The organism is Bauldia sp. (assembly GCF_965232525.1).
Classification (GTDB): domain Bacteria; phylum Pseudomonadota; class Alphaproteobacteria; order Rhizobiales; family Kaistiaceae; genus Bauldia.
Window position 1 is genome coordinate 4,166,291 of the sequence record NZ_OZ246980.1, and the last position, 18,359, is coordinate 4,184,649.

Annotated in this window: 20 protein-coding genes; 12 read left to right on the forward strand and 8 right to left on the reverse strand. The window is 59.7% G+C overall.

Annotated features, from left to right (window positions below; genetic code table 11):
* Positions 1 to 30: 30 nt before the first annotated feature.
* Together ACO076_RS19740 and ACO076_RS19745 are read left to right on the forward strand one after the other, a co-directional pair.
* Positions 31 to 1,017: a GlxA family transcriptional regulator gene (locus tag ACO076_RS19740; RefSeq protein ID WP_421724520.1), complete on the forward strand. Its 987-nt coding sequence runs from the start codon at positions 31 to 33 to the stop codon at positions 1,015 to 1,017.
* A gap of 438 nt (positions 1,018 to 1,455) precedes the next feature.
* A complete protein-coding gene (locus ACO076_RS19745) occupies positions 1,456 to 2,520 on the forward strand; it encodes a YncE family protein (RefSeq protein ID WP_421724521.1) in 1,065 nt (354 codons plus the stop codon).
* Between the two features lie 154 nt (positions 2,521 to 2,674).
* On the opposite strand, the gene ACO076_RS19750 is transcribed toward ACO076_RS19745, so the two are convergent.
* The 4 genes from ACO076_RS19750 to ACO076_RS19765 form a co-directional block, all read right to left on the reverse strand.
* Positions 2,675 to 3,019, reverse strand: coding sequence for an ArsR/SmtB family transcription factor (locus ACO076_RS19750; protein WP_421724522.1), 345 nt, complete (start codon positions 3,017 to 3,019; stop codon positions 2,675 to 2,677).
* Entirely contained in the window at positions 2,997 to 3,452 is a 456-nt protein-coding gene (locus ACO076_RS19755) for an SRPBCC family protein (RefSeq protein WP_421724523.1), read from the reverse strand. The genes ACO076_RS19750 and ACO076_RS19755 overlap by 23 nt, the downstream gene beginning before the upstream one ends.
* Positions 3,453 to 3,599: 147 nt before the next feature.
* Entirely contained in the window at positions 3,600 to 5,792 is a 2,193-nt protein-coding gene (locus ACO076_RS19760) for a metallophosphoesterase (RefSeq protein WP_421724524.1), read from the reverse strand.
* Positions 5,793 to 6,208: 416 nt separating this feature from the next.
* Positions 6,209 to 6,874: a CHRD domain-containing protein gene (locus tag ACO076_RS19765; protein WP_421724525.1), complete on the reverse strand. Its 666-nt coding sequence runs from the start codon at positions 6,872 to 6,874 to the stop codon at positions 6,209 to 6,211.
* 77 nt (positions 6,875 to 6,951) lie between these two features.
* Here ACO076_RS19765 and ACO076_RS19770 point away from each other — a divergent pair, with 77 nt between their 5' ends.
* On the forward strand, positions 6,952 to 7,353 hold the full coding sequence (locus ACO076_RS19770; protein WP_421724526.1) for a MerR family transcriptional regulator: 402 nt from the start codon (positions 6,952 to 6,954) through the stop codon (positions 7,351 to 7,353).
* Positions 7,354 to 7,600: 247 nt separating this feature from the next.
* Here the strand turns inward: ACO076_RS19770 and ACO076_RS19775 are convergent, their stop codons facing one another.
* Positions 7,601 to 8,812 carry a GTP-binding protein gene (locus tag ACO076_RS19775; protein ID WP_421724527.1) on the reverse strand — a complete coding sequence of 404 codons (1,212 nt, stop codon included), beginning with the start codon at positions 8,810 to 8,812 and terminating at the stop codon, positions 7,601 to 7,603.
* Between the two features lie 460 nt (positions 8,813 to 9,272).
* Here ACO076_RS19775 and ACO076_RS19780 point away from each other — a divergent pair, with 460 nt between their 5' ends.
* The 8 genes from ACO076_RS19780 (at position 9,273) to ACO076_RS19815 (ending at position 15,666) form a co-directional block, all read left to right on the forward strand.
* Positions 9,273 to 9,860 (forward strand): ANTAR domain-containing response regulator, encoded by a 588-nt coding sequence (locus ACO076_RS19780; protein WP_421724528.1) that lies wholly within the window; start codon positions 9,273 to 9,275, stop codon positions 9,858 to 9,860.
* A 353-nt stretch (positions 9,861 to 10,213) separates the two neighbouring features.
* Complete coding sequence (locus ACO076_RS19785; RefSeq protein WP_421724529.1) at positions 10,214 to 11,674, forward strand: CmpA/NrtA family ABC transporter substrate-binding protein; 1,461 nt, start codon at positions 10,214 to 10,216, stop codon at positions 11,672 to 11,674.
* Positions 11,675 to 11,782: 108 nt separating this feature from the next.
* Entirely contained in the window at positions 11,783 to 12,775 is a 993-nt protein-coding gene (gene ntrB / locus ACO076_RS19790) for a nitrate ABC transporter permease (RefSeq protein ID WP_421724530.1), read from the forward strand.
* A 5-nt stretch (positions 12,776 to 12,780) separates the two neighbouring features.
* A complete protein-coding gene (locus ACO076_RS19795) occupies positions 12,781 to 13,692 on the forward strand; it encodes an ABC transporter ATP-binding protein (protein WP_421724531.1) in 912 nt (303 codons plus the stop codon).
* Positions 13,693 to 13,711: 19 nt separating this feature from the next.
* Positions 13,712 to 14,176 carry a hypothetical protein gene (locus ACO076_RS19800; RefSeq protein WP_421724532.1) on the forward strand — a complete coding sequence of 155 codons (465 nt, stop codon included), beginning with the start codon at positions 13,712 to 13,714 and terminating at the stop codon, positions 14,174 to 14,176.
* Positions 14,177 to 14,182: 6 nt separating this feature from the next.
* Positions 14,183 to 14,635 (forward strand): hypothetical protein, encoded by a 453-nt coding sequence (locus ACO076_RS19805; protein WP_421724533.1) that lies wholly within the window; start codon positions 14,183 to 14,185, stop codon positions 14,633 to 14,635.
* A gap of 58 nt (positions 14,636 to 14,693) precedes the next feature.
* A complete protein-coding gene (gene cynS, locus ACO076_RS19810) occupies positions 14,694 to 15,197 on the forward strand; it encodes a cyanase (RefSeq protein WP_421724534.1) in 504 nt (167 codons plus the stop codon).
* A gap of 7 nt (positions 15,198 to 15,204) precedes the next feature.
* Positions 15,205 to 15,666: a DUF1348 family protein gene (locus ACO076_RS19815; protein ID WP_421724535.1), complete on the forward strand. Its 462-nt coding sequence runs from the start codon at positions 15,205 to 15,207 to the stop codon at positions 15,664 to 15,666.
* Positions 15,667 to 15,907: 241 nt separating this feature from the next.
* Here the strand turns inward: ACO076_RS19815 and ACO076_RS19820 are convergent, their stop codons facing one another.
* On the reverse strand, positions 15,908 to 16,807 hold the full coding sequence (locus ACO076_RS19820) for a LysR family transcriptional regulator (protein ID WP_421724536.1): 900 nt from the start codon (positions 16,805 to 16,807) through the stop codon (positions 15,908 to 15,910).
* Positions 16,808 to 16,908: 101 nt separating this feature from the next.
* On the opposite strand from ACO076_RS19820, the gene ACO076_RS19825 reads away from it, so the two are divergent.
* Entirely contained in the window at positions 16,909 to 17,316 is a 408-nt protein-coding gene (locus tag ACO076_RS19825; protein ID WP_421724537.1) for a RidA family protein, read from the forward strand.
* Between the two features lie 136 nt (positions 17,317 to 17,452).
* On the opposite strand, the gene ACO076_RS19830 is transcribed toward ACO076_RS19825, so the two are convergent.
* Together ACO076_RS19830 and ACO076_RS19835 are read right to left on the reverse strand one after the other, a co-directional pair.
* Positions 17,453 to 17,962: a DUF5946 family protein gene (locus tag ACO076_RS19830; protein WP_421724538.1), complete on the reverse strand. Its 510-nt coding sequence runs from the start codon at positions 17,960 to 17,962 to the stop codon at positions 17,453 to 17,455.
* A gap of 124 nt (positions 17,963 to 18,086) precedes the next feature.
* Positions 18,087 to 18,275 carry a hypothetical protein gene (locus tag ACO076_RS19835; protein ID WP_421724539.1) on the reverse strand — a complete coding sequence of 63 codons (189 nt, stop codon included), beginning with the start codon at positions 18,273 to 18,275 and terminating at the stop codon, positions 18,087 to 18,089.
* Between the last annotated feature and the right edge of the window lie 84 nt (positions 18,276 to 18,359).

Genomic DNA, 18,359 nt, shown 5'->3' on the forward strand with positions numbered 1-18,359 from the left:
TACGTCCCGATCTCCTTGACAGAAAGGTCATTGACCCCTCACTTTCTGCCAATGATGAAGCAGATCGCCCTCCTCGTCTTCCCTGGAACCGTCCTGCTGGACCTTTCCGGTCCTATGCAGGTTCTCGACGGAGCGAGGCAGTTCACGGCGCCCGGACAGGGCTATCGCCTGCGGGTCTTTTCGCCCGAGGGGGGGCAGATCGAAACCGACACGGCGCTGTCGATCGGGACCGAGCCCCTCGGCGCCTTCGACACCGAGACGCTCGACACTCTTCTTGTGATTGGCGTCAACGGCGCGCCGTCGGCGCGCCAGCGGTGGGTCGCTGTGGAAGCGATCCATCGTCTGGCACCCCACGCGCGCCGCATCGGGTCCGTCTGCACGGGTGCGTTCTTCCTTGCCGCTGCGGGTTTGCTCGATGGCAGGCGCGCGGTCACCCATTGGCGTCATTGCGATGCATTTGCCGAACAGTTCCCCGCTGTTCGTGTTGCACGGGACCCGATCTATGTTCGTGACGGCAACGTTTGGACATCCGCGGGGGTTACCTCCGGGATCGATCTGTCACTTGCTATCGTGGCCGAGGATTGGGGGCGCTGTGTCGCGCTTCACATCGCCAGAGACATTGTGACCTACATGGTGCGCCCTGGCGGACAGATGCAGTTCAGTCAGATCTTGAGCCACCAACTCGAGGATGTCTCCGGCGCCTTTGACGAACTGCAAGCCTGGATCAGATGTAATCTGAGGTCAGACCTGCGCGTCGAGACCCTTGCGAACAGATTGGCGATGACGCCCCGCACGTTCGCGCGGAAGTTTACCCATACGTTCGGGCGACCGCCGGCGAAGTATGTTGAGGCGGTTCGCCTGGAGGCGGCGATGGCGGAGCTGATAGAGACCGATCAGCCGATCAAAGCGATCGCCGCGCGATGCGGATTCTTCGATGACGAACGCATGCGTCGCGCCTTCCAGCGGCAGATTGGCGTTGCTCCGACCGAGTACCGCGAACGTTTTGGTGGTGCGTAGCCGCGTAACGCCGTCGATGCTCCCGAGCTGGCCGAAATAAGGGACTCCGGCCTCTGCCCAACGGGCGATGCTGGGATCACCGTCCAGCTGCGGCGATCCAGCTCCGCCTGGCGCTCGGCGACCGCTTCCCCCGCCCGGCGCGCCCCGACAGAGGCACGGCAGCCTTGTCCGCAAGGCCGGCTGGCCGCTTAGAGCCCAAAGCGGCCATTCTTCAACGGCCAAGCGAGATTTAGGGGCCGTCCCGGCAAGAATTAGTGGAATTCACTTCGACTCCACTTCACTGACACCGGTTGCCATTGCGCTCGTCAAAGCTATCCGTGATTTTGGTCCGGGCATAGAAGAACAGGCCTGTGCGCACATCCAAGGCGGCAGACCGATTTCGGGCGCGATACTCCGAAAATCGCACCGCTCGATCCCGACGTCCTTGAGTGAACAGTTGTGTCCACCGGGCGGCTCGCGCAAGGTGTTGCGCGTGATGCCCCGAGTTTCCAACATCAAGGACTTGGAATGGATCGTCTTGTCATAGCGGCCCTGCTGGGTCTGACCCTCCCGCTATCCGCCGCGGCGGATACGCTGATTGTCGCTAACAAATACGAAAGTACGCTCAGCTTCATCGACCGTGCCAGTGGTGACGAGGTGGCACGCCCCGAGACCGGGCCTTCGCCGCATGAAGTCGCCCTGTCTCCCGACGAAAGCACCGTTGTCGTCGTGTCCTATATGGAAGACGGCTATATCGGTCGGACGTTGAGTGTCTTTGACGTGGCCAGCGCGTCACTGATGCAGACCATCGAAATCGAACCGCATTACGCCCCCCATGGCATCGCGTGGCTAGGCGACAGCAACTCGGTGATCGTTACGACGGAAGAAACCCGTGATGTGATCCGCGTGAACATCGATACCGGCGAAGTGACAGGCGTGGCCGTTACCGATCAGATCGGGTCGCATCTGTTGGCGCTGTCGCCAACTTCGAACCGGGCCTATGTCACCAGCCGGGGGTCGGATACCGTCAGCGTGATCGACACGGTCGAGATGGAGGTGCTGCAGACGGTCAGTGCCGGAACAGGCCCCGAGGCCGTTTTTGTCAGCCCCGATGGCAGTGAAGTCTGGGTCGGCAACAACCAGTCCGAAAACGTCATGATCTTTGACGCCGAGACCATGGAAGTGACCAAGACGCTGGAGATGGGCTTTACCCCGATCCGCGTGCGCTTTGACCCCAAGGGCCATCATGTTGCGATCGCCGATCTGCATGGAAGTCGGGTTTTGATCCTCAAAGCCGAGGATCATAGCACGCTCGCCGTTGTCGATCTGAACGACTATGACATCGAGCGCCCGCCGTCGCTTTTGTTCTCGCCCGATGGATCCTACCTCTATGTCGGATCAGAGCTCTCCGAGAAAGTTGTCGAGATCGTTGCGGGAGACTGGCGCGTGACGCGGCTGCTCGATGCGGGCAAGGGTGCGGATGGGATGGAGATCAGCTCGGTTCGGGTCCAGACGCAGAACTGAGACCGCGCCTGAACGGCGGCTTTGTCCGCACACCGGACATACCAGCAGCGAATGGATCGACCTGAACGCCGGCCGCACAGAACCAGCAACAGCCGTGAAACGGCGCTGCGGCCGGACCGCGCTTGGCGTTTCGCCGGTGGCGCCAGGCAATGGTTCAGTCCTCCAGGTGCTTGGCGAGACGGTCGATCGTTTGGTCCCATTGCGCGGACGCGCGCGCAAGGTAGTCCCTTGCTCGGTTCAACGCCGCGACATCAAGCCGATATCGCGTTTCGCGACCAACCCGACGGCGGCGAACAAGCCTGGCGTCTTCGAGAACGCGCAGATGCCGGCTCACGCCCTGACGGGTCAGCGAAAGGCCTTCGGTGAGTTTCGACAGGGAGCGATCGGACCCGTCCTGAAGCTTGGCGACGATCGCGAGCCGCGTGTCGTCACCAAGGGCGGCAAAGACCGCGGCGATATCTGAAGCCGGTTGATCCTTATGCTGATAGATGTCGGGCAAGGTTGTTCGCCTGAATGTCCCAGCCCTCCCGATTGCCCCGCATCACCGCGATCCGGCGGGGGTGGGGCAGCGCGGAGAACCCCGACTCGGTGATGGTCAGGCGCGTTCCGATCGGGGTCTCTTCCAGCTCAAACGCGACCAGCAGAGCCGGCTGATCGTCATCTTGCTGCGAACCGTCATCGGAATCGTACCAGCGAAAGGTGAACAGGCGCTCCGGCTGCATGCGTTCGATGTAAACGACCCAGGGGGCACCTTCGTGGCCCGGATACGTCATTCGGCCGGTTGATGTCCCGCCAACCTCAAACGCTTGATCGAGATCGACGCGAAACCAATGCCCGAACTCCTTGTGGTCCGTCAGGGCCTTCCAGACCCGAGCGCGCGGCGCCTGCAGCTCAACGACTTTCACGATTGCGTCGTCGTCTGACTCGGCCATAGCGCAACTCCTTTGTTGCCCTTCATAGGCCCGAACGCCCGTGATAGGCAACAAAATTGTTGCGTAATTCCAACTGCCTTGGAGAAATAGACTGTGGCGGCAAATAGGCCGCCACGTCCGGTGTTCGGTCGACCAACAGGAGCGATACTAGAACAGGAAGTTGGCGGCGTTCTGCAGGTCCGCCCGTGACACATTCTCCACGCGGATCAGACGCTGTGGGCGCATCGGGCCGTTACCGTCGGCGTCAATCAAAACGAAGGTGTGATCGCCGAGGCTGGTGAAGCGCACATAGCCATCCTCGATTGGCGTCTTGGTGTTGATGCCGAGGGCCCCAAGCAGCGTGGCGAGATCGATAACGTCTTCACCGATGGCAAAATCAGCGATCGTGTCACCGGCTTCACCCAGATCGGTGTAGATGAAGGCATCCATTCCGGGACCGCCGGAGACACGGTCCCCGCCGCGGCGACCGATCACGAAGTCGGGGCCGGCCGTGCCAGTTATGACGTCGGGGCCGGCGCTACCTTCCAGCAAAGTGACCTGGGTCTGGGAGGCCGGTGTTCCATCCTGGTTGAAGGTGAACATCTGCACATCGTCATAGATCCGTCGCTCGGTCGTGCCCGCGTAGGAGCCCGCGTCCATGAGCGGGAAGCTGTAGACCATCTGGCTGGTCATCACCGGCGCGCCACCAACACGGTAGAGGTTGATCTCAAGATGGCCGTAGTGCTTGCCACCCCCAAGCAGCTCGACATGGGCGCTGCCATCGGCATCGGTCACGATGGCCCAGTTTTCCAGCGCATCCAGATCGGCGACCCACTGGGAGTATGGGTTTTGCAGGCTTAGGTCGGAGTTGCTCAACGCACCGCGCATGCCGTCACCGGCGACACCAACGTCAAAGTAGTTCACGCCCAGGTCGCTGGCATCGGGATTGACAAGCGAACGCTCCGCGATCTCGCTGTGACCGGAAAGGACGCCTGCGACACCGAATTCGTCAAAGAGCGGCGTGAACTGACGCAGCGGTGTTCCGGCTTGTCCGGTTGGCTTGGCTTCGACCCCTTCGAGTCCCGCGTTCGGGATGCCGTGGGTGCCCGAGGAATAGGCGGCGTGGTGGTACTGAACGAAGATGATCTGCCCTTTGGCACGGGCGTCCTTGAGCTGCTCTTCCAACCAGGCGGCCTGTACCGAACCTGGATTGAAGTCTGACAGGTCGGTGCCGTCGGTGTAGCTTGGATCGCTGTTGTTGGCTCTGAATACCGCGCTGTCGATATTGGTGTTGGTGTCGGTATCCGGCGTTCCGGCGACACCACGGTCGTCGGCGGCAACCTCCGGCTCCCCGTTCGAGCTGTCCAGAGTGATGATGGTCAGCGGGCCGTAATCGACACGGTAGTAGTTGTCCTGATGACCTGCCGTGCCGTTGGCCGGCATGTCGAAATAGACCTTGTACTTGCTCCGGGCAAAGGCCACGGCGTTGTAGTCCGGTTCGATCGTGTACTCGCCGTTGACCGCACCGTAATTTTCCCAGTTACCAAGGGCGGGAACGATCGGGCTCTGCGTCAGAAGATCGTCGAAGGCGCCCGCATTGTGGCGGAAAAATTCGTCCCAACCGAGCTGGTATCCTCCGCCCTGAACCAGATCACCCGGCATGATCACCAGATTGGGATGTCTTTCGCCGATGATCCGCAGGTTCTGGGCGTAACCTTCCGTTTGGTCCAGCAGATACAGATCGCGTCCCGCGCTGTCCTTTGCCAGTGTGGACGGACGGCCAAGGCTACCCTCTGCCTGCGCACCTTCTGACCAGTCGCGAATCTGGACCGTGCCGCGTGGCTCGGTCTCGGCGTCCGCAAGGGCGACAAAACGGATGTGCTGCCAATCGTCTTGATTGGGCGCCGTCGAGAACGTGGACTCGAAAACCGCTTCGCCCTGGGTCACGCGATAGGTGTAAGTCGTGCCGCTGTTCAGGCCGGAGATTTCAACGCTGTGCTTGTAGTTGTCGTTACCCAGGACGGGAAATCCGTCAGCGGCGGCCTCGTCAAGCTCTGTCTGTCGATACGCAAGCAGTGACTGATACTCCGGCGTTGAAGACAGGCGTATCGGCTCCGCGAGATCGCCACCAAGAATTTCAACGTCGCCGGCAGTGTCGCTTTCAGTAAACCATGTCAGCAAAATACCATTGCTCGACGGTTGCTGTTGGTATGGAAGCACACGAAATACTTCAAGTACATTCGCTGATTCCGCTGCGCGCGCATCCGGCGCCATGTAAAGTGCGGTGCTTGCCAAGAACGCTGCCGAAAGAGCTGACTTAGCCACTGTCTTCATGTGTCGTTGACTCACTTCTTGCTGCAATGATTGAGGGTACATCCAAGCTTTTATTGGATTCCTATGATGCAAACTCGGATTGCCCACTGGGTGGTTTATATATGACGGCCTGCAACACAAATGTGACGCTGTCGTAACAGTAAAATAGCCATGCACGCCTTATGTCCGGCGAGCGGGCTGACCGCCTCGGGCTTAAATCAGGTGCAGTGCCGGATCTGTTCCAAATCGGCCGCCCTTGGCAGGCTTGGCGACCGGTCTGGAAAACAACGAACGGCGATTTTAGTCCCCACACCCGGACACCAGCGGCGAATGGGTCGACCTCGGGTGTCGTTCCAAGCGGGAGATTGGTGATCCGTCGCTAGGAGACCGCAGGCTTCGCACGTGGAGCCTCAAACACGCACAGCCGAATGGCCGCTAAGAGCCCTTTAAGGCACTCGAAATTGTCACTCCACGGGGTGGAGTTGCCCTCGGATATCGCCAAAGAAAGTCTGCCCCGTTGTGTGCAGGTTGAAATACAACTCCCGCTCAAAAGCGATTTGCGCCATCCCTGCTATTGTAACGACCCGGTCTAGTGGGTTTGCGAGGACAATGGGGCAGCCTGCTGTGAAGGCTCCTACAATCCCATGGCCCTGTTCACTGGCAGCCACGATGTCCTCATTGGTGATTTCAAGGGAAAGCACGCCATCGGTGAAGACTTCTGCAAGGTCATGCTTCAAGCCAAAATCGACAATGATCGGCCCCAATTGCCCTGGCCGTCCACAGTGAATGTGGAACATCGTGATGTCATCCAATTCGACGCCTTCCACTGCTACGTGCGCATAGGCTTTGCTGAAGTCTCGGGTAAACGAGAGCGTTCCATGTCCGCGGGATGGCCGGTCGTTGCGATCCACACTGTCGGATGTTGACCGGAAGACCTCCGGGGTAAGGGCCGGCGTATCTGTTTCCTCACCACCCTGTTGTTGCGGGCTCAACCATGCCTGAAAGACAAACCCAATCTCGTCGCCGCCCGTCGGGTTCAACTGGATGTCGCTTTTGGGAGGAACCTCCTGCGCTGACGCGGCCGTTGAAAGCACGACGAAAACTGAAAGTGCGCTGAGCATTGTTCGCATGATTTGCCTCTCCACGACATTGACACGACCGAACCTAAGCTGTGGGGTAAGCCCCACAGTCAAGGGCTTATTCGGAGATGCCGATGCTCATTGGTGAGGTGGCCCGCCGGTCCGGCCTATCGAAAGACGGCATAAGATACTACGAGAGCCTCGGGCTTTTACATTCACACCCAATTCAAGCTGGCTCGAAGACGTATCGAGACTATGATGAGACCACGCTTGAGCGGCTCTCTCTGATTGCTCTGGCAAAGCGTTTTCATGTGCGATTGGCTGAGTTGCCTGAGGTTCTAGATGGATTGATGTCGGACACTTTCAGCCGTGAGGAGCGCTCGCGTCGGTTGTGGGAAAAGGTTGCGGAGGTGGATGCGAAGATCGAAGAGCTGGTTTTGGCGCGTAACCTTTTAGCTGCAATTGCCGATAACCCTGACAAACCATTTGTCGATGAACACCTGAAGCGTCTGGGGTTGTGGATCGAGTAGGGTCACTAAAGCTGATGCAGCAATGGTAACTTTGTCCGTAGTTCCGACGCTAACGGTGCAAGGAGCAACCTCGAACATCGTGGCGAAAGCGAAGAGTCGGTCCAACGGAAGCCGATTTGAGGGTCTGGCCTACCCGCCGCCGCAGGTCATCTTGTACTTGAACTGGACCTGACCTTTACGGAATGCGCCGTTCTTGTCATTCCATTGGCAACGTGAGGGCGAGCGTCCGGTTCATCGTCATGTCTCCTCAGGCAGCCGCTTGGCGACGCCAGGCCGGAAAAGGATCGGGAAGGTTGGGCAGCGCATCGGGTGATGGCGCGAGGTCTTCAGGGCAGAGCGCTGCGTCGAGCCGCGCCTTAAGCTGCGGCCAGTCGATGCCGGAACCGATGAACACGATCTCCTGGCGCCGATCGCCCCAGGGCTCCCGCCATCGCGCTTTCATGTAGGCGCGCGCGGCGTCGTGGTCCGGCCAGCGCTCCTTCGGCACGGCCGCCCACCATGTGCCCAGCGGCGCCACGCTCGACAGCGCCCCGGCGAGCGAGAACTCGGCGACGATTTCGGGGCGCGTGGCGATCCAGAAATGTCCCTTGGCGCGGATGACGCCCGGCATCGGCCCGTTCAGAATGTCGTGGATCGCCTGCGGCTGAAACGGTTGTCGGGCGCGATAGACATAGGACGTGACGCCATACTCCTCGGTTTCGGGCACATGATCGGCAAAGCCGTAAAGCTCCTTGGCCCACATCGGATGCTCATGCGCCTTCTCGAAGTCGAACATCCCGGTGTTCAGGATCGTTTCGGCGTCCACGTCCGAGAAGTTTGTTTCGATGATGCGCGCATCGGCATTGAGGCTGCGGATGATCTTGCGTGCCGCGTCCACCTGATGCGGCGCGGCGTCAGCGACCTTGTTGAGGATGACGATATCGGCGAACTCGATCTGGTCGGTGAGCAGGTGAACAAGCGTGCGCTCGTCTTCCTCGCCCAGCACCTCGCCCCGGTCGCGCAGGAAGTCGTGGCTCGAATAGTCGTGCAGCAGGTTCACCGCGTCGACCACCGTAACCATGGTGTCGAGCCGCGCGACATCCGACAGGCTCTGTCCCTCAGTGTCCCGAAAGTCGAAGGTCGCAGCGACCGGCAGCGGCTCGGAGATGCCGGTCGACTCGATCAGCAGATAGTCAAAGCGCCCCTCGCTGGCGAGGCGACGGACTTCGGCCAGAAGATCATCGCGCAGCGTGCAGCAGATGCAGCCGTTCGACATCTCGACCAGCGTCTCGTCGGTGCGGCTGAGTTCGGTGTCGGCGCGCACGAGATCGGCATCGATATTCACCTCGGACATATCGTTGACGATGACGGCGACGCGTCGCCCCTCACGATTGTTGAGGACGCGGTTCAGGAGCGTGGTTTTGCCGGCGCCAAGGAAGCCGGACAGGACGGTGACGGGCAGGCGGCTGTCTGGTGACATGGTGTCTTTTCTGGTGAGTCGGACGGCCGGTCGCGTCAACGACGGCCAATCTCGATCTGGAAATGTCATGTTATATCGTAACGCGGCCTAGCATGGAAATCGCAGTCCGGCTAGAGGAGGCCGTCAAAACTCACACAAAGAGAGGCTTGGCAGCTTCGAGCCCATTCGAGACATTCGGCACAGATCTCCGACCTATCAACATCGGCCCGAAACCGACCTTCGCTCATCAGGCGGTAATCCCTGTTCTGCGACAAAAACGCATAGAGTTCCGGACGCATCGTCCAGTGTAGTTCTGCTTGAGATGCACCCAATTGCCCAGGGTTTGCGCTGCACACCGCTCCGCTTGCGACTTTTTTGTGCGCTGCACAACTGTCCCGAACACCATGCTTCCCTTATGGTATTCCCGCCGGGATAAGGGTGATCGATAGATCTGTCCGCATGCGGAGGTTCAACCGGTTGCATGGGCCAGAGCGTCTCGAAGGTTGTCGTCATCGACCAGAATGCAGACCGTGCGCAAGTGCTTGTGGACGGTTTGCACGAAGCTGGAATTGCCGATGTCGTCCTGATCAAGGACGGTCTAGACATCTTAAATCGTATCACAACGTTTACCCCGGACATCATTCTTATCGACCTCGAAAACCCTCGCCGCGATACGGTGGAGCAGATGTTGAGGGTCTCGGAGCAGGTCGAGAGGCCGGTGGTAATGTTCGCGGACGAAAGCGAACCTGAACTCACCCGCCGCGTCATTCAATCCGGGGTGTCCGCCTATATCGTGGACGGCCTCCACGAGAACCGGCTCAGGTCGATTATCGAAATTGCCGTCGCCCGGTTCGAGCGTTTTGCGGATATGGGAAAGAAGGTCGCCAAGCTGCAGCAGCAGCTCGATGACCGCAAGGTTGTCGAAAAGGCCAAGGGCATTCTCATGAGAACCCGTTCCATGAGCGAGGACGAGGCACACGCCCTTCTGCGTCGCTCGGCAATGAATGAAAAGAAGAAGATTTCCGAAATAGCAGACATTGTCATTGCGGCCAGCAAAATCGGTCTGTGACGCCGCGCCTTGCGGTCAATTCGTAGTCATTGCAAAAAAAATGGGCGGGCTCTGCCGGGTTGGCAGGCCTTCTGGAGATCATGCTCAAATGCTGACCTGCTTGTAAGTCTATGATATATATGTAGAAAGCGACTTTCCAACTTCTGGCACGCTTGTTGCTATTGGGGAACTTGGGTTCCGACCGCGCTCAACGAAGGGTGCTGATTCATTCGGAACTCCATAGTCGGCCCAGCGTTGCGCCGACGGAGCACAGCCGCTTCGCATGATCGATTCCCGCAATCGGTCCGAAGCGGTTTTTTTGTATCAGCGCTACGCCGCCAACCGGCTGACGTGATGATGAACGGAGAAACCTGATGAGCATGGACAAAGACCCGTTTGATCCAAATGTGGATCTCTGGAACGAATGTTCCGAGCGCGGCTCCGACGAGAACGATCCGCCCCGCAGCATTGCCGATGTGCTGAACGCACCGGAGAAAATCGAGCGCGAGAACAACGCGTTCCTTGCCGATCGTGCGAAGGATTTCAACTCCGAAGACCCCGGCGCATCGATGTATCGCGCGCTTGAGAGCTCGCTGCTGCATTCGGTCTTCAAGACTGACACCAATCGGCGCAAATTCCTGAAGGGGGTCGGTGCGGCGGCGGCCGCTTCTGTGATCGGCTCGATGGTGCCATTCGAGGCGCTCGCCTCGATGGCGTCGGATGCGATGAAGAACCTCGAGAAAACGGACCTGAAAATCGGCTTCGTACCGATTACCTGCGCAACACCGATCATCGCCGGCCACGCTCTCGACTTCTACGACAAGTACGGGCTGAACGTGGACATCATCAAGACCGCCGGTTGGGCGGTCGCGCGCGACAAGTGCATGAACGGCGAGTATGACGCCTCGCACCTGCTGGCACCGATGCCCGCGGCTATGTCGATGGGGTTGGGTTCGGCATCGCAAGATTGGCGAATGGTGACCAACGTGAACACCAACGGCCAGGCGATTGTGCTCGCCAACAAGCACAAGGGAAAGCAGGACCCGAAAGACTGGAAGGGGTTCAAGTTCGGCGTGCCCTTCGAATACTCCATGCATAATCTACTGCTGCGGCTCTACGTCGCCGAGCATGGCATCGACCCCGACAAGGATATCCAGATCCGTGTCATCCCACCGCCCGAGATGGTTGCTAATCTGCGCGCGGAGAATGTCGACGGCTATCTTGCGCCGGACCCATTCAACCAGCGTGCCGTATATGACGGCGTCGGCTTCATCCACAAGCTGACGAAGGAAATCTGGGACCAGCACCCGTGCTGCTGCTTTGGGATCTCGCAGAAATTCATCGACGAGAACCCCAACACCTTCATCGTGCTTCTGACGGCCATTCTCGACGCCACTTACACCGCCGAAAAGGCCGACCAGAGAGTGCGGTTCGCAGAATCCATGGCGCCTAGAAATTACCTGAACCAGCCTGAGGCTGTGCTGAAGCAGATTCTCACGGGCGTCTATCCGGACGGCCTTGGAAACATCAAGAAGGTGCCAGATCGCATCTCCTTCATGCCCTACCCGACCCAGTCGATGGGCACGTGGATCCTCTCGCAGCTCCGGCGCTGGGACTACATCAAGTCCGATGTCGACTACAAGTCAATCTCCGACCAGATCTTCATGTCGGCCGAGACCGAGAAGAACATGAAGGACATGGCTGCGGCTAATGCTGACCTGGAGTGGAAGGATATTCCAGATGTGAAGTATCCGGTCTACGACATCTATGGGAAAGACTACAACCCGGACAGTATCCAGGACTACATCACCAGCTTCGACATTACGAGGGCGTAAGCAGTGGACGCTGTAACAGCAGCGCCAACACGTCGAAGTCGCATCCGGCCGGTTCGCCGGCCGGGTGTCGCAGACCGCATGTGAGCAGGATCAGGCGAAACACTCCCCATGAAAAACAACAACCTTCTTGCGGGCTTACTCTCCCTCACCCTCCTGGTTGTCTTCCTGGTCATCTGGCAGGCGCTGACAACGACGACGGTCCACGATGCCGGAACCGTCACACTGTCGAACGAGCAGGTGGGAGCGCTGTCCGAAAAGGGCATGTCGCAAGATGATATCGACGCCTATGCGAAACAGGGGCTGACATTCGATCAGATCGACCAGATCGCAGGCCTCGGCCTCAGCCTTGAAGAGATCGATGCGGCCGGCGGCATCCAGTCGTTCGGCTTCACGACAGGCGGTGCGGCTGAGGAGGCGGAGACCGGCTTTCCGAGCCCCATGCTCGTCTGGCGGGAGGCCTCAGAGCAGATCTTTGATCCTTTCTACGACCGGGGGCCCAACGACAAGGGCATCGGCATCCAGCTTCAATATTCGCTGGCGCGGGTGCTGACAGGGTTCGTCCTGGCCATCATCGTTGCTGTCCCACTGGGGTTCCTGGTCGGCATGTCGCCCTTGTGGAGCGCGGCGATCAACCCTTACGTCCAGGTGCTCAAGCCAATCTCGCCGCTGGCGTGGCTCCCGGTGGCACTTTATCTCATCAAGGATGCCGAGCAGGCATCAGTCTTCGTGATCTTCATATGCTCGATCTGGCCGATGCTCATCAACACAGCCTTCGGAGTGGCGAACGTCAAACCCGATTGGCTGAATATCGCCAAGACACTGGAGTTGTCGAAGCTCCAGACTGCCTATCGCGTTATCCTGCCAGCGGCCGCGCCAACAATCCTGACGGGAATGCGCATCTCGATCGGCATCGCCTGGCTGGTAATCGTCGCGGCTGAAATGGTCATCGGCGGGGTCGGCGTTGGCTACTTCGTCTGGAACGAGTGGAACGGCCTCAACCTGGCCAGCATGATCTTTGCCATCGTCGTCATCGGCATCGTGGGACTGATGCTCGACCTCGCGCTCGGCCAGGCCCTGCGCGTTATCGAATACAAGGAGTAGCCCCGATGCCCGAGTATGTCGTCAAGTCAGATCTCCTGGGCAAGTCGTTTCCAGGGCCGAAGCGGGGCGAAGAGAATGTCGTCTTTGAAAACGTCAATTTTCGACTGGAGCGTGGCGAGTTCGTCACCTGCATCGGTCATTCCGGATGCGGCAAGTCGACCATACTGAACATCATTGCCGGGCTCGAGAAGCCGAGCAGTGGTTGCGTTCTGGTCGACGGCAAGACGATTGACGGCCCGGGGCGGGACCGCGCCGTCGTCTTCCAGAACCATAGCCTTCTACCTTGGCTCTCTGCGCAGAGAAACGTCGATTTTGCTGTCAAAGCCAGGTGGCCGGACTGGGATAGCGACACCGTTCGTGCGCACTCGCGTAAGTATCTTTCACTTGCCAGTCTGTCCGATGGTCTGGACCGCAAACCGCATGCGCTTTCCGGCGGCATGCGCCAGCGGGTCGGCATCGCGCGGGCTTTCGCACTCGAAACCGAGGTTCTCCTCATGGACGAGCCCTTTGGTGCGCTTGATGCGCTGACTCGCGGGTCAATCCAGGATGAGCTCATCAAGATCTGGTCGGAGACACGGAAGACCGTCTTCATGATTACACACGATGTCGATGAAGCGATACTGCTTTCGGACCGGATTTTCCTGATGACCAACGGCCCGCGGGCGAATATCGCCGAAGCTGTTGTAGTCGACATCCCAAGGCCGCGTAACCGGGGTGATATCATCCACCATCCGGGCTACTACGACATCCGAAACCACATCATCGACTTCCTGGTGCAACGCTCGAAAGAGCTTTCCGGCAACGTCCGCAGTATACCACTCAGCGAGGTCCAGATTGAACAAGGCCTCGTCTACCCGCCAGACGTGAACCCATTGAAGACAGATGCCTGCCGCAGTTCCGTCCGGATGCGGGCCTGAAGGACCGGCAGAGATGAGGTTGGCGGCCGTGATCATGGCGTTAGCGGTGTTGGTCGGGCATGAGGTGCCCGCGAGCGTCTCGGCGCGGGCCCAGGTGTTGTCCGTCCAACCAGCGAAGGCGTCTCAGTCGACCGATCTGCTGCCGTCGCTCAGGGCTCATATGGCGGAATTGGGGACGCTGATGAACTTCCTCTTCCGGCACATCGACGATCCCGCCAGGGCGGGCGAACTGGCCGACATTGCAGAGAAGATGGAAGGCCTGCTGCTGGCTGCCGGCGCGTTCACGCCCAATGTGGCGTTGCTTGAGATGGATCCGGAAAAGGAAGCGACAATCATGCGCGGATTCCAGGCTTGCCTGGACCGGGCGCGCGGCGCGGTGCGGGATCTCCGGATGAGCCTGACTGCCGGCACCGGTGAGGCATGGAGAGCGCAACTCCTTCAGCTGGATGAGATCCGCCGCGACTGTCATGCGGCGTTTGGATAAACGACAATGAACCGTCAGCCCGCAGGCACCACCGAATGCACTTCGAGTACCCAAGGCATTGAGCATCTTGCAGGCTTATCCAGGGAATGGGCCTATGCGCGCGCAAGCGAAGCAAGCACGCTGTTCCTTAACCGTTCTCTCGCCAGTAGCCCGCCGTTCATGCGGATAACTGAGAAGCCGGGACCATGCCTGACGTTGTTCAGCTATGACGGCCACGCATACGATGAATACACAATTCGACGGGTTGAACGTTCGGGTGAAGAAAGAACGCTCTTTCTGGAGAATCCAAAATGGCAGGACGCCAACACGATCACGTTCGTCATCTACCCTTACCTGGATATCGACGACACGTGGGTCGTTATCCAGGACATCCCCGGCCTTGAAGAAAAACCGGTTCGCTTTGCCGTTCCGGCCCATCTGGCTCACCGCATCGAAATCATGCCGGATGGTTACCCGTAGTGCCGTTAGGGCGCTTTGAGCTTTCTTTGCGAAACCCGAACCTGAAAGGAACAAGCAAATGTCAACGGTTTCATCCTTACCCAACACCTCGCAAGCACCGACGGCATTGATGTCAAAACTCGAAATGACCGAACTGGTTATGGCGTCCAAGTTTGCCATGGGTGTTAGCTGGGAAGACATTTCGAAAGCCGCAGGCTTGTCTCCCGTATTTGTGGTATCGGCGTGCCTTGGCCAGAATACGCTGCCTGCCGACGCTGCCGCAAAAGTGGCTAATTACCTCGATCTCGGAAACCGTGCCAAAGATGTGGAAACGGCGCTTCAGCTGCCGCCCAAGAAGGCCCAGGAAACCGAAATGGTCTCCAAAGATCCGCTGATCTATCGGTTTCACGAAATTACCTACGTCTATGGCGATACCATAAAGGAACTCATTCACGAGAAATTCGGCGACGGCATCATGAGCGCGATCGATTTCGATCTTTTCATCGAAAAGATCGAACACCCCAAGGGTGACCGCGTGAAAGTAACGATGACCGGTAAGTTTCTGCCGTATAATCAGTGGTGAGTGTTTGATGCGTCCCCCCTTACCTCCATTCGATGCACAATCCGCGGCACAGAAAGCGCGCGCTGCGGAGGATGCGTGGAATACGTGCGATCCGGAAAAAGTAGCGCTCGCCTATACGGAGGACAGCGTTTGGCGGAACCGTTCCGAATTCCTCGCGGGTCGAGATGAAATCCGTGCGTTCCTTGACCGCAAATGGAAACGCGAGCTCGATTACCGTCTGATCAAGGAAGTCTGGTGTTTCGCGGAGAATAGGATTGCTGTGCGTTTCGCCTACGAGTGGCACGATGATGGCGGATTCTGGTTCCGGTCCTACGGCAACGAAAACTGGGAGTTCGACGATCAAGGGCTGATGCGCGTGCGTCGCGCCAGCATCAACGATCTGCCGATCTCAGAAGAAAATCGAAAGTTCCGTTGGCCACGTGGTCCTCGCCCCATGGACCATTCCGGACTGTCGGAGCTGGGCCTTTAGACCGCCCGTTGCAGTTTCCGATGCTCGCATGTGGCACTTTCCCGCGTCGCGTGCCGCGCGCAGCGAATGACCGCTTGCAGCCCATTCGGTCAATCGCCCCACGGCAGCAAAGTCCGCACACCGGACACCAGCGGCGAAACGATCAACTCGGACGTCGTACCGAACGCGGGCCTGGGCTCGCCGCCGCTCACCGTCCGGTCGCCGCGAACCAGGCGCGGCCCCGCCGCGGCCAGACTTGGGGCTAGCGGCCTGATAGCTCGGCGGCCAACATATCGATGAAACGCCGCACCCGTGGTTCCAGGAACCGCTTATGCGGATACAAGGCGATAATCGGAACCTCCCCGCGCTTCACGTCCGGCAAAACTTGGACGAGGGAACCGATTTTCAGGTCGTCTTTCACCAGGACGATCGGCAACAAGGCGATCCCCATTCCCGACAGGGCGGCCTCGCGGAGCGCCTCGGCGCTGTCCAGCCGTAAACGGACCCGTCCCGGCGCGTTGCTCCAGAACCCGGTCGCATCCTGCAGGGACCAGACCTGACGCTGTCCGACGCTCGAGAACTGCAGAAGGTCATGGGCGCTCAGTTGATCAATGGTTTTGGGCGGGTCGTGATCTTTGAGATATGCGGGTGAAGCGCACAGCACTGGCCTATCGGTCATCAGGGTGCGGGAGATGAGGGACCCATCGGGGGAGGTGACGCCGACCCGCACCGCAAGATCAAAGCCGTCCTTGATGATCCGGCTGACGGTATCTGAAAAACTGATCTCGAAACGAACTTCGGGCCACTGCTTCAGGAATCTTCGAACCACGGGCATCAGGAGCCGCCGTCCAAGCGCGTCAGGTGCTGCGATCCGAAGCGTGCCGCTCGGAACACCGTCGGCCCCCGCCATGCTCGTGTCGGCGGCGACAATCGCCGCTTGGATGGCCTGTCCCTGATGAAACAGTCGTTGCCCTTCCTCCGTCAGGCTGATCGCCCGGGTCGTGCGGTTCAGGAGGCGGATACCGTATCTGTCCTCAAGCCGGGCCACGGCCTTGCCGGCCGTTGACCGGGAAAGGCCGAACGCCCTCCCGGCGGACGCGAAACTCCCGGTCTCCACAACAGACAAGAAGACGAGAATGTCGTTTACTTTTGAATCAGCCACTGCACCCCGTATGCCGATTTTCGTTCGTCTCAGTCACGAATCCTATTCGCCTATATCCCAACTTATCTTGAACGCTATCGAGCACAATAAGGAGAATTGATATGTCCAACGCACCCATCCGAATGAACCCGGATACATTGCCCGACGCCGGTAAGGCGGGCTACTCGCAGATTTCCGTCACCAGCCCTGGCCGGCTGGCCTTTGTCTCCGGTCAAGTTGCATGGGACGCGGATGGGTCTGCGGTGCCGCAGACGCTTGAAGCACAAACCGAGCAGGTCGTCGCCAATCTCGGCGCGGCCCTGCTGGCCATCGATGCCAGCACCCGCGATATCGTCCAGATGCGGGTCTACATGACGGAGCTGAACGACGAAACAATGGGTATCGCGATGCCCCAGATCGCGGGTTTCCTCAACGGAGAACAGCCAAGTATGACCGGTGTCGGCGTCACTGCACTCGCCGGACCCGATCTACAGATCGAGATCGAAATGGTGGTTCAGATTCCGGCGTGAACCGGGAAGAGAGGCGCGGCGCTACCACGAAAGCGGACGCTGAGATTTTCAAACCACGGGTGTCCGATCCATCAGAGCCAACGTGCGCGCCGACTGGACCTGTCATCTGTGAATCCGCGGCCTGGGCTCGCCGCTCTCACTGCCCGGTCGTGGCGATCCACGCGCGGATGGTGTCGTGCTGGGCGTGCCAGTCGGCGAAGGTTTGCCGCGCCCAGTTCTCGACCATCTCGACGTGCCGGTCGGTGCCGGCAAACGGCGCCACATCGGCGACCGTCATGGTGAAAGCCGCCGGCGGCTCGAGTGCGACGAGGCTTGCCTTATGTCTGGCGAGACCGAGCATCACGTCGTTGGTCTGCCGCGGTGGCCGCGGCGACTCCAGCTGCACCATCAGCCGCGCCAGGTGCAGGCCGACCGACTGGATCGCCGCGCGCGACCCGTCGCCGGGGTGCTGGATCGCGTAGGCATCGACGGTCAGCCGGTGGGTCTTCATCAGCCGGAAATCCTCATACTCCGCCGCCAGCACCTTGCCGTAGGCGGCCCAGCATCCGGGCGCGCTGGTCATGTAGCGGTGGGTCGGCCCCTCGATCCGCGCGAAGCGGCCGCCGCAGCCGTGGCAGGTTTCCATGTCGTCGCTGGTGTCGGTCATGGCGGGTGATCTCGGTCCTCGCGCCGCGCCTGTCAACGGCAGCGACGTCGTTCGCCACCCCGATGCCACTGACGCACAGGCGATACGCAAGCGAGACGCGCCGGCGCTCGCGATGGTGTTCGGCCTATTCGTCCGGCTTTTCGCGGTAGACGCCGGTCTTCGGATCTTTTTTCAGGGTCACCGCCTTCGGTGTCTCGGGCCGCGCCTGCGGCTTCTTGAGCACGACATTGGCGACGTCGCGCGCCCGCGTCAGCCGCCGCCACCAGATGACGGCGAAGATCGCCAGACCGATAATGGTGAGCAGCGGACCCATGGCCCGACCCTATCGCCCCGCGTCCCGATGGGGAAGCCGGTGTCTGGGGAAGCGATCCCGACAAAACGTCACCGGCCATCCCTC

Coding starts and splice junctions, on each gene's coding strand:
- ACO076_RS19755 (WP_421724523.1), bottom strand. CDS start 3,452: ATGGCCGAGTCAGACGACGACGCAATCGTGAAAGTCGTTGAGCTGCAG.
- ACO076_RS19765 (WP_421724525.1), bottom strand. CDS start 6,874: ATGCGAACAATGCTCAGCGCACTTTCAGTTTTCGTCGTGCTTTCAACG.
- ACO076_RS19770 (WP_421724526.1), top strand. CDS start 6,952: ATGCCGATGCTCATTGGTGAGGTGGCCCGCCGGTCCGGCCTATCGAAA.
- ACO076_RS19775 (WP_421724527.1), bottom strand. CDS start 8,812: ATGTCACCAGACAGCCGCCTGCCCGTCACCGTCCTGTCCGGCTTCCTT.
- ACO076_RS19780 (WP_421724528.1), top strand. CDS start 9,273: ATGGGCCAGAGCGTCTCGAAGGTTGTCGTCATCGACCAGAATGCAGAC.
- ACO076_RS19785 (WP_421724529.1), top strand. CDS start 10,214: ATGAGCATGGACAAAGACCCGTTTGATCCAAATGTGGATCTCTGGAAC.
- ntrB (WP_421724530.1), top strand. CDS start 11,783: ATGAAAAACAACAACCTTCTTGCGGGCTTACTCTCCCTCACCCTCCTG.
- ACO076_RS19795 (WP_421724531.1), top strand. CDS start 12,781: ATGCCCGAGTATGTCGTCAAGTCAGATCTCCTGGGCAAGTCGTTTCCA.
- ACO076_RS19805 (WP_421724533.1), top strand. CDS start 14,183: ATGAACCGTCAGCCCGCAGGCACCACCGAATGCACTTCGAGTACCCAA.
- cynS (WP_421724534.1), top strand. CDS start 14,694: ATGTCAACGGTTTCATCCTTACCCAACACCTCGCAAGCACCGACGGCA.
- ACO076_RS19815 (WP_421724535.1), top strand. CDS start 15,205: ATGCGTCCCCCCTTACCTCCATTCGATGCACAATCCGCGGCACAGAAA.
- ACO076_RS19825 (WP_421724537.1), top strand. CDS start 16,909: ATGTCCAACGCACCCATCCGAATGAACCCGGATACATTGCCCGACGCC.
- ACO076_RS19830 (WP_421724538.1), bottom strand. CDS start 17,962: ATGACCGACACCAGCGACGACATGGAAACCTGCCACGGCTGCGGCGGC.
- ACO076_RS19835 (WP_421724539.1), bottom strand. CDS start 18,275: ATGGGTCCGCTGCTCACCATTATCGGTCTGGCGATCTTCGCCGTCATC.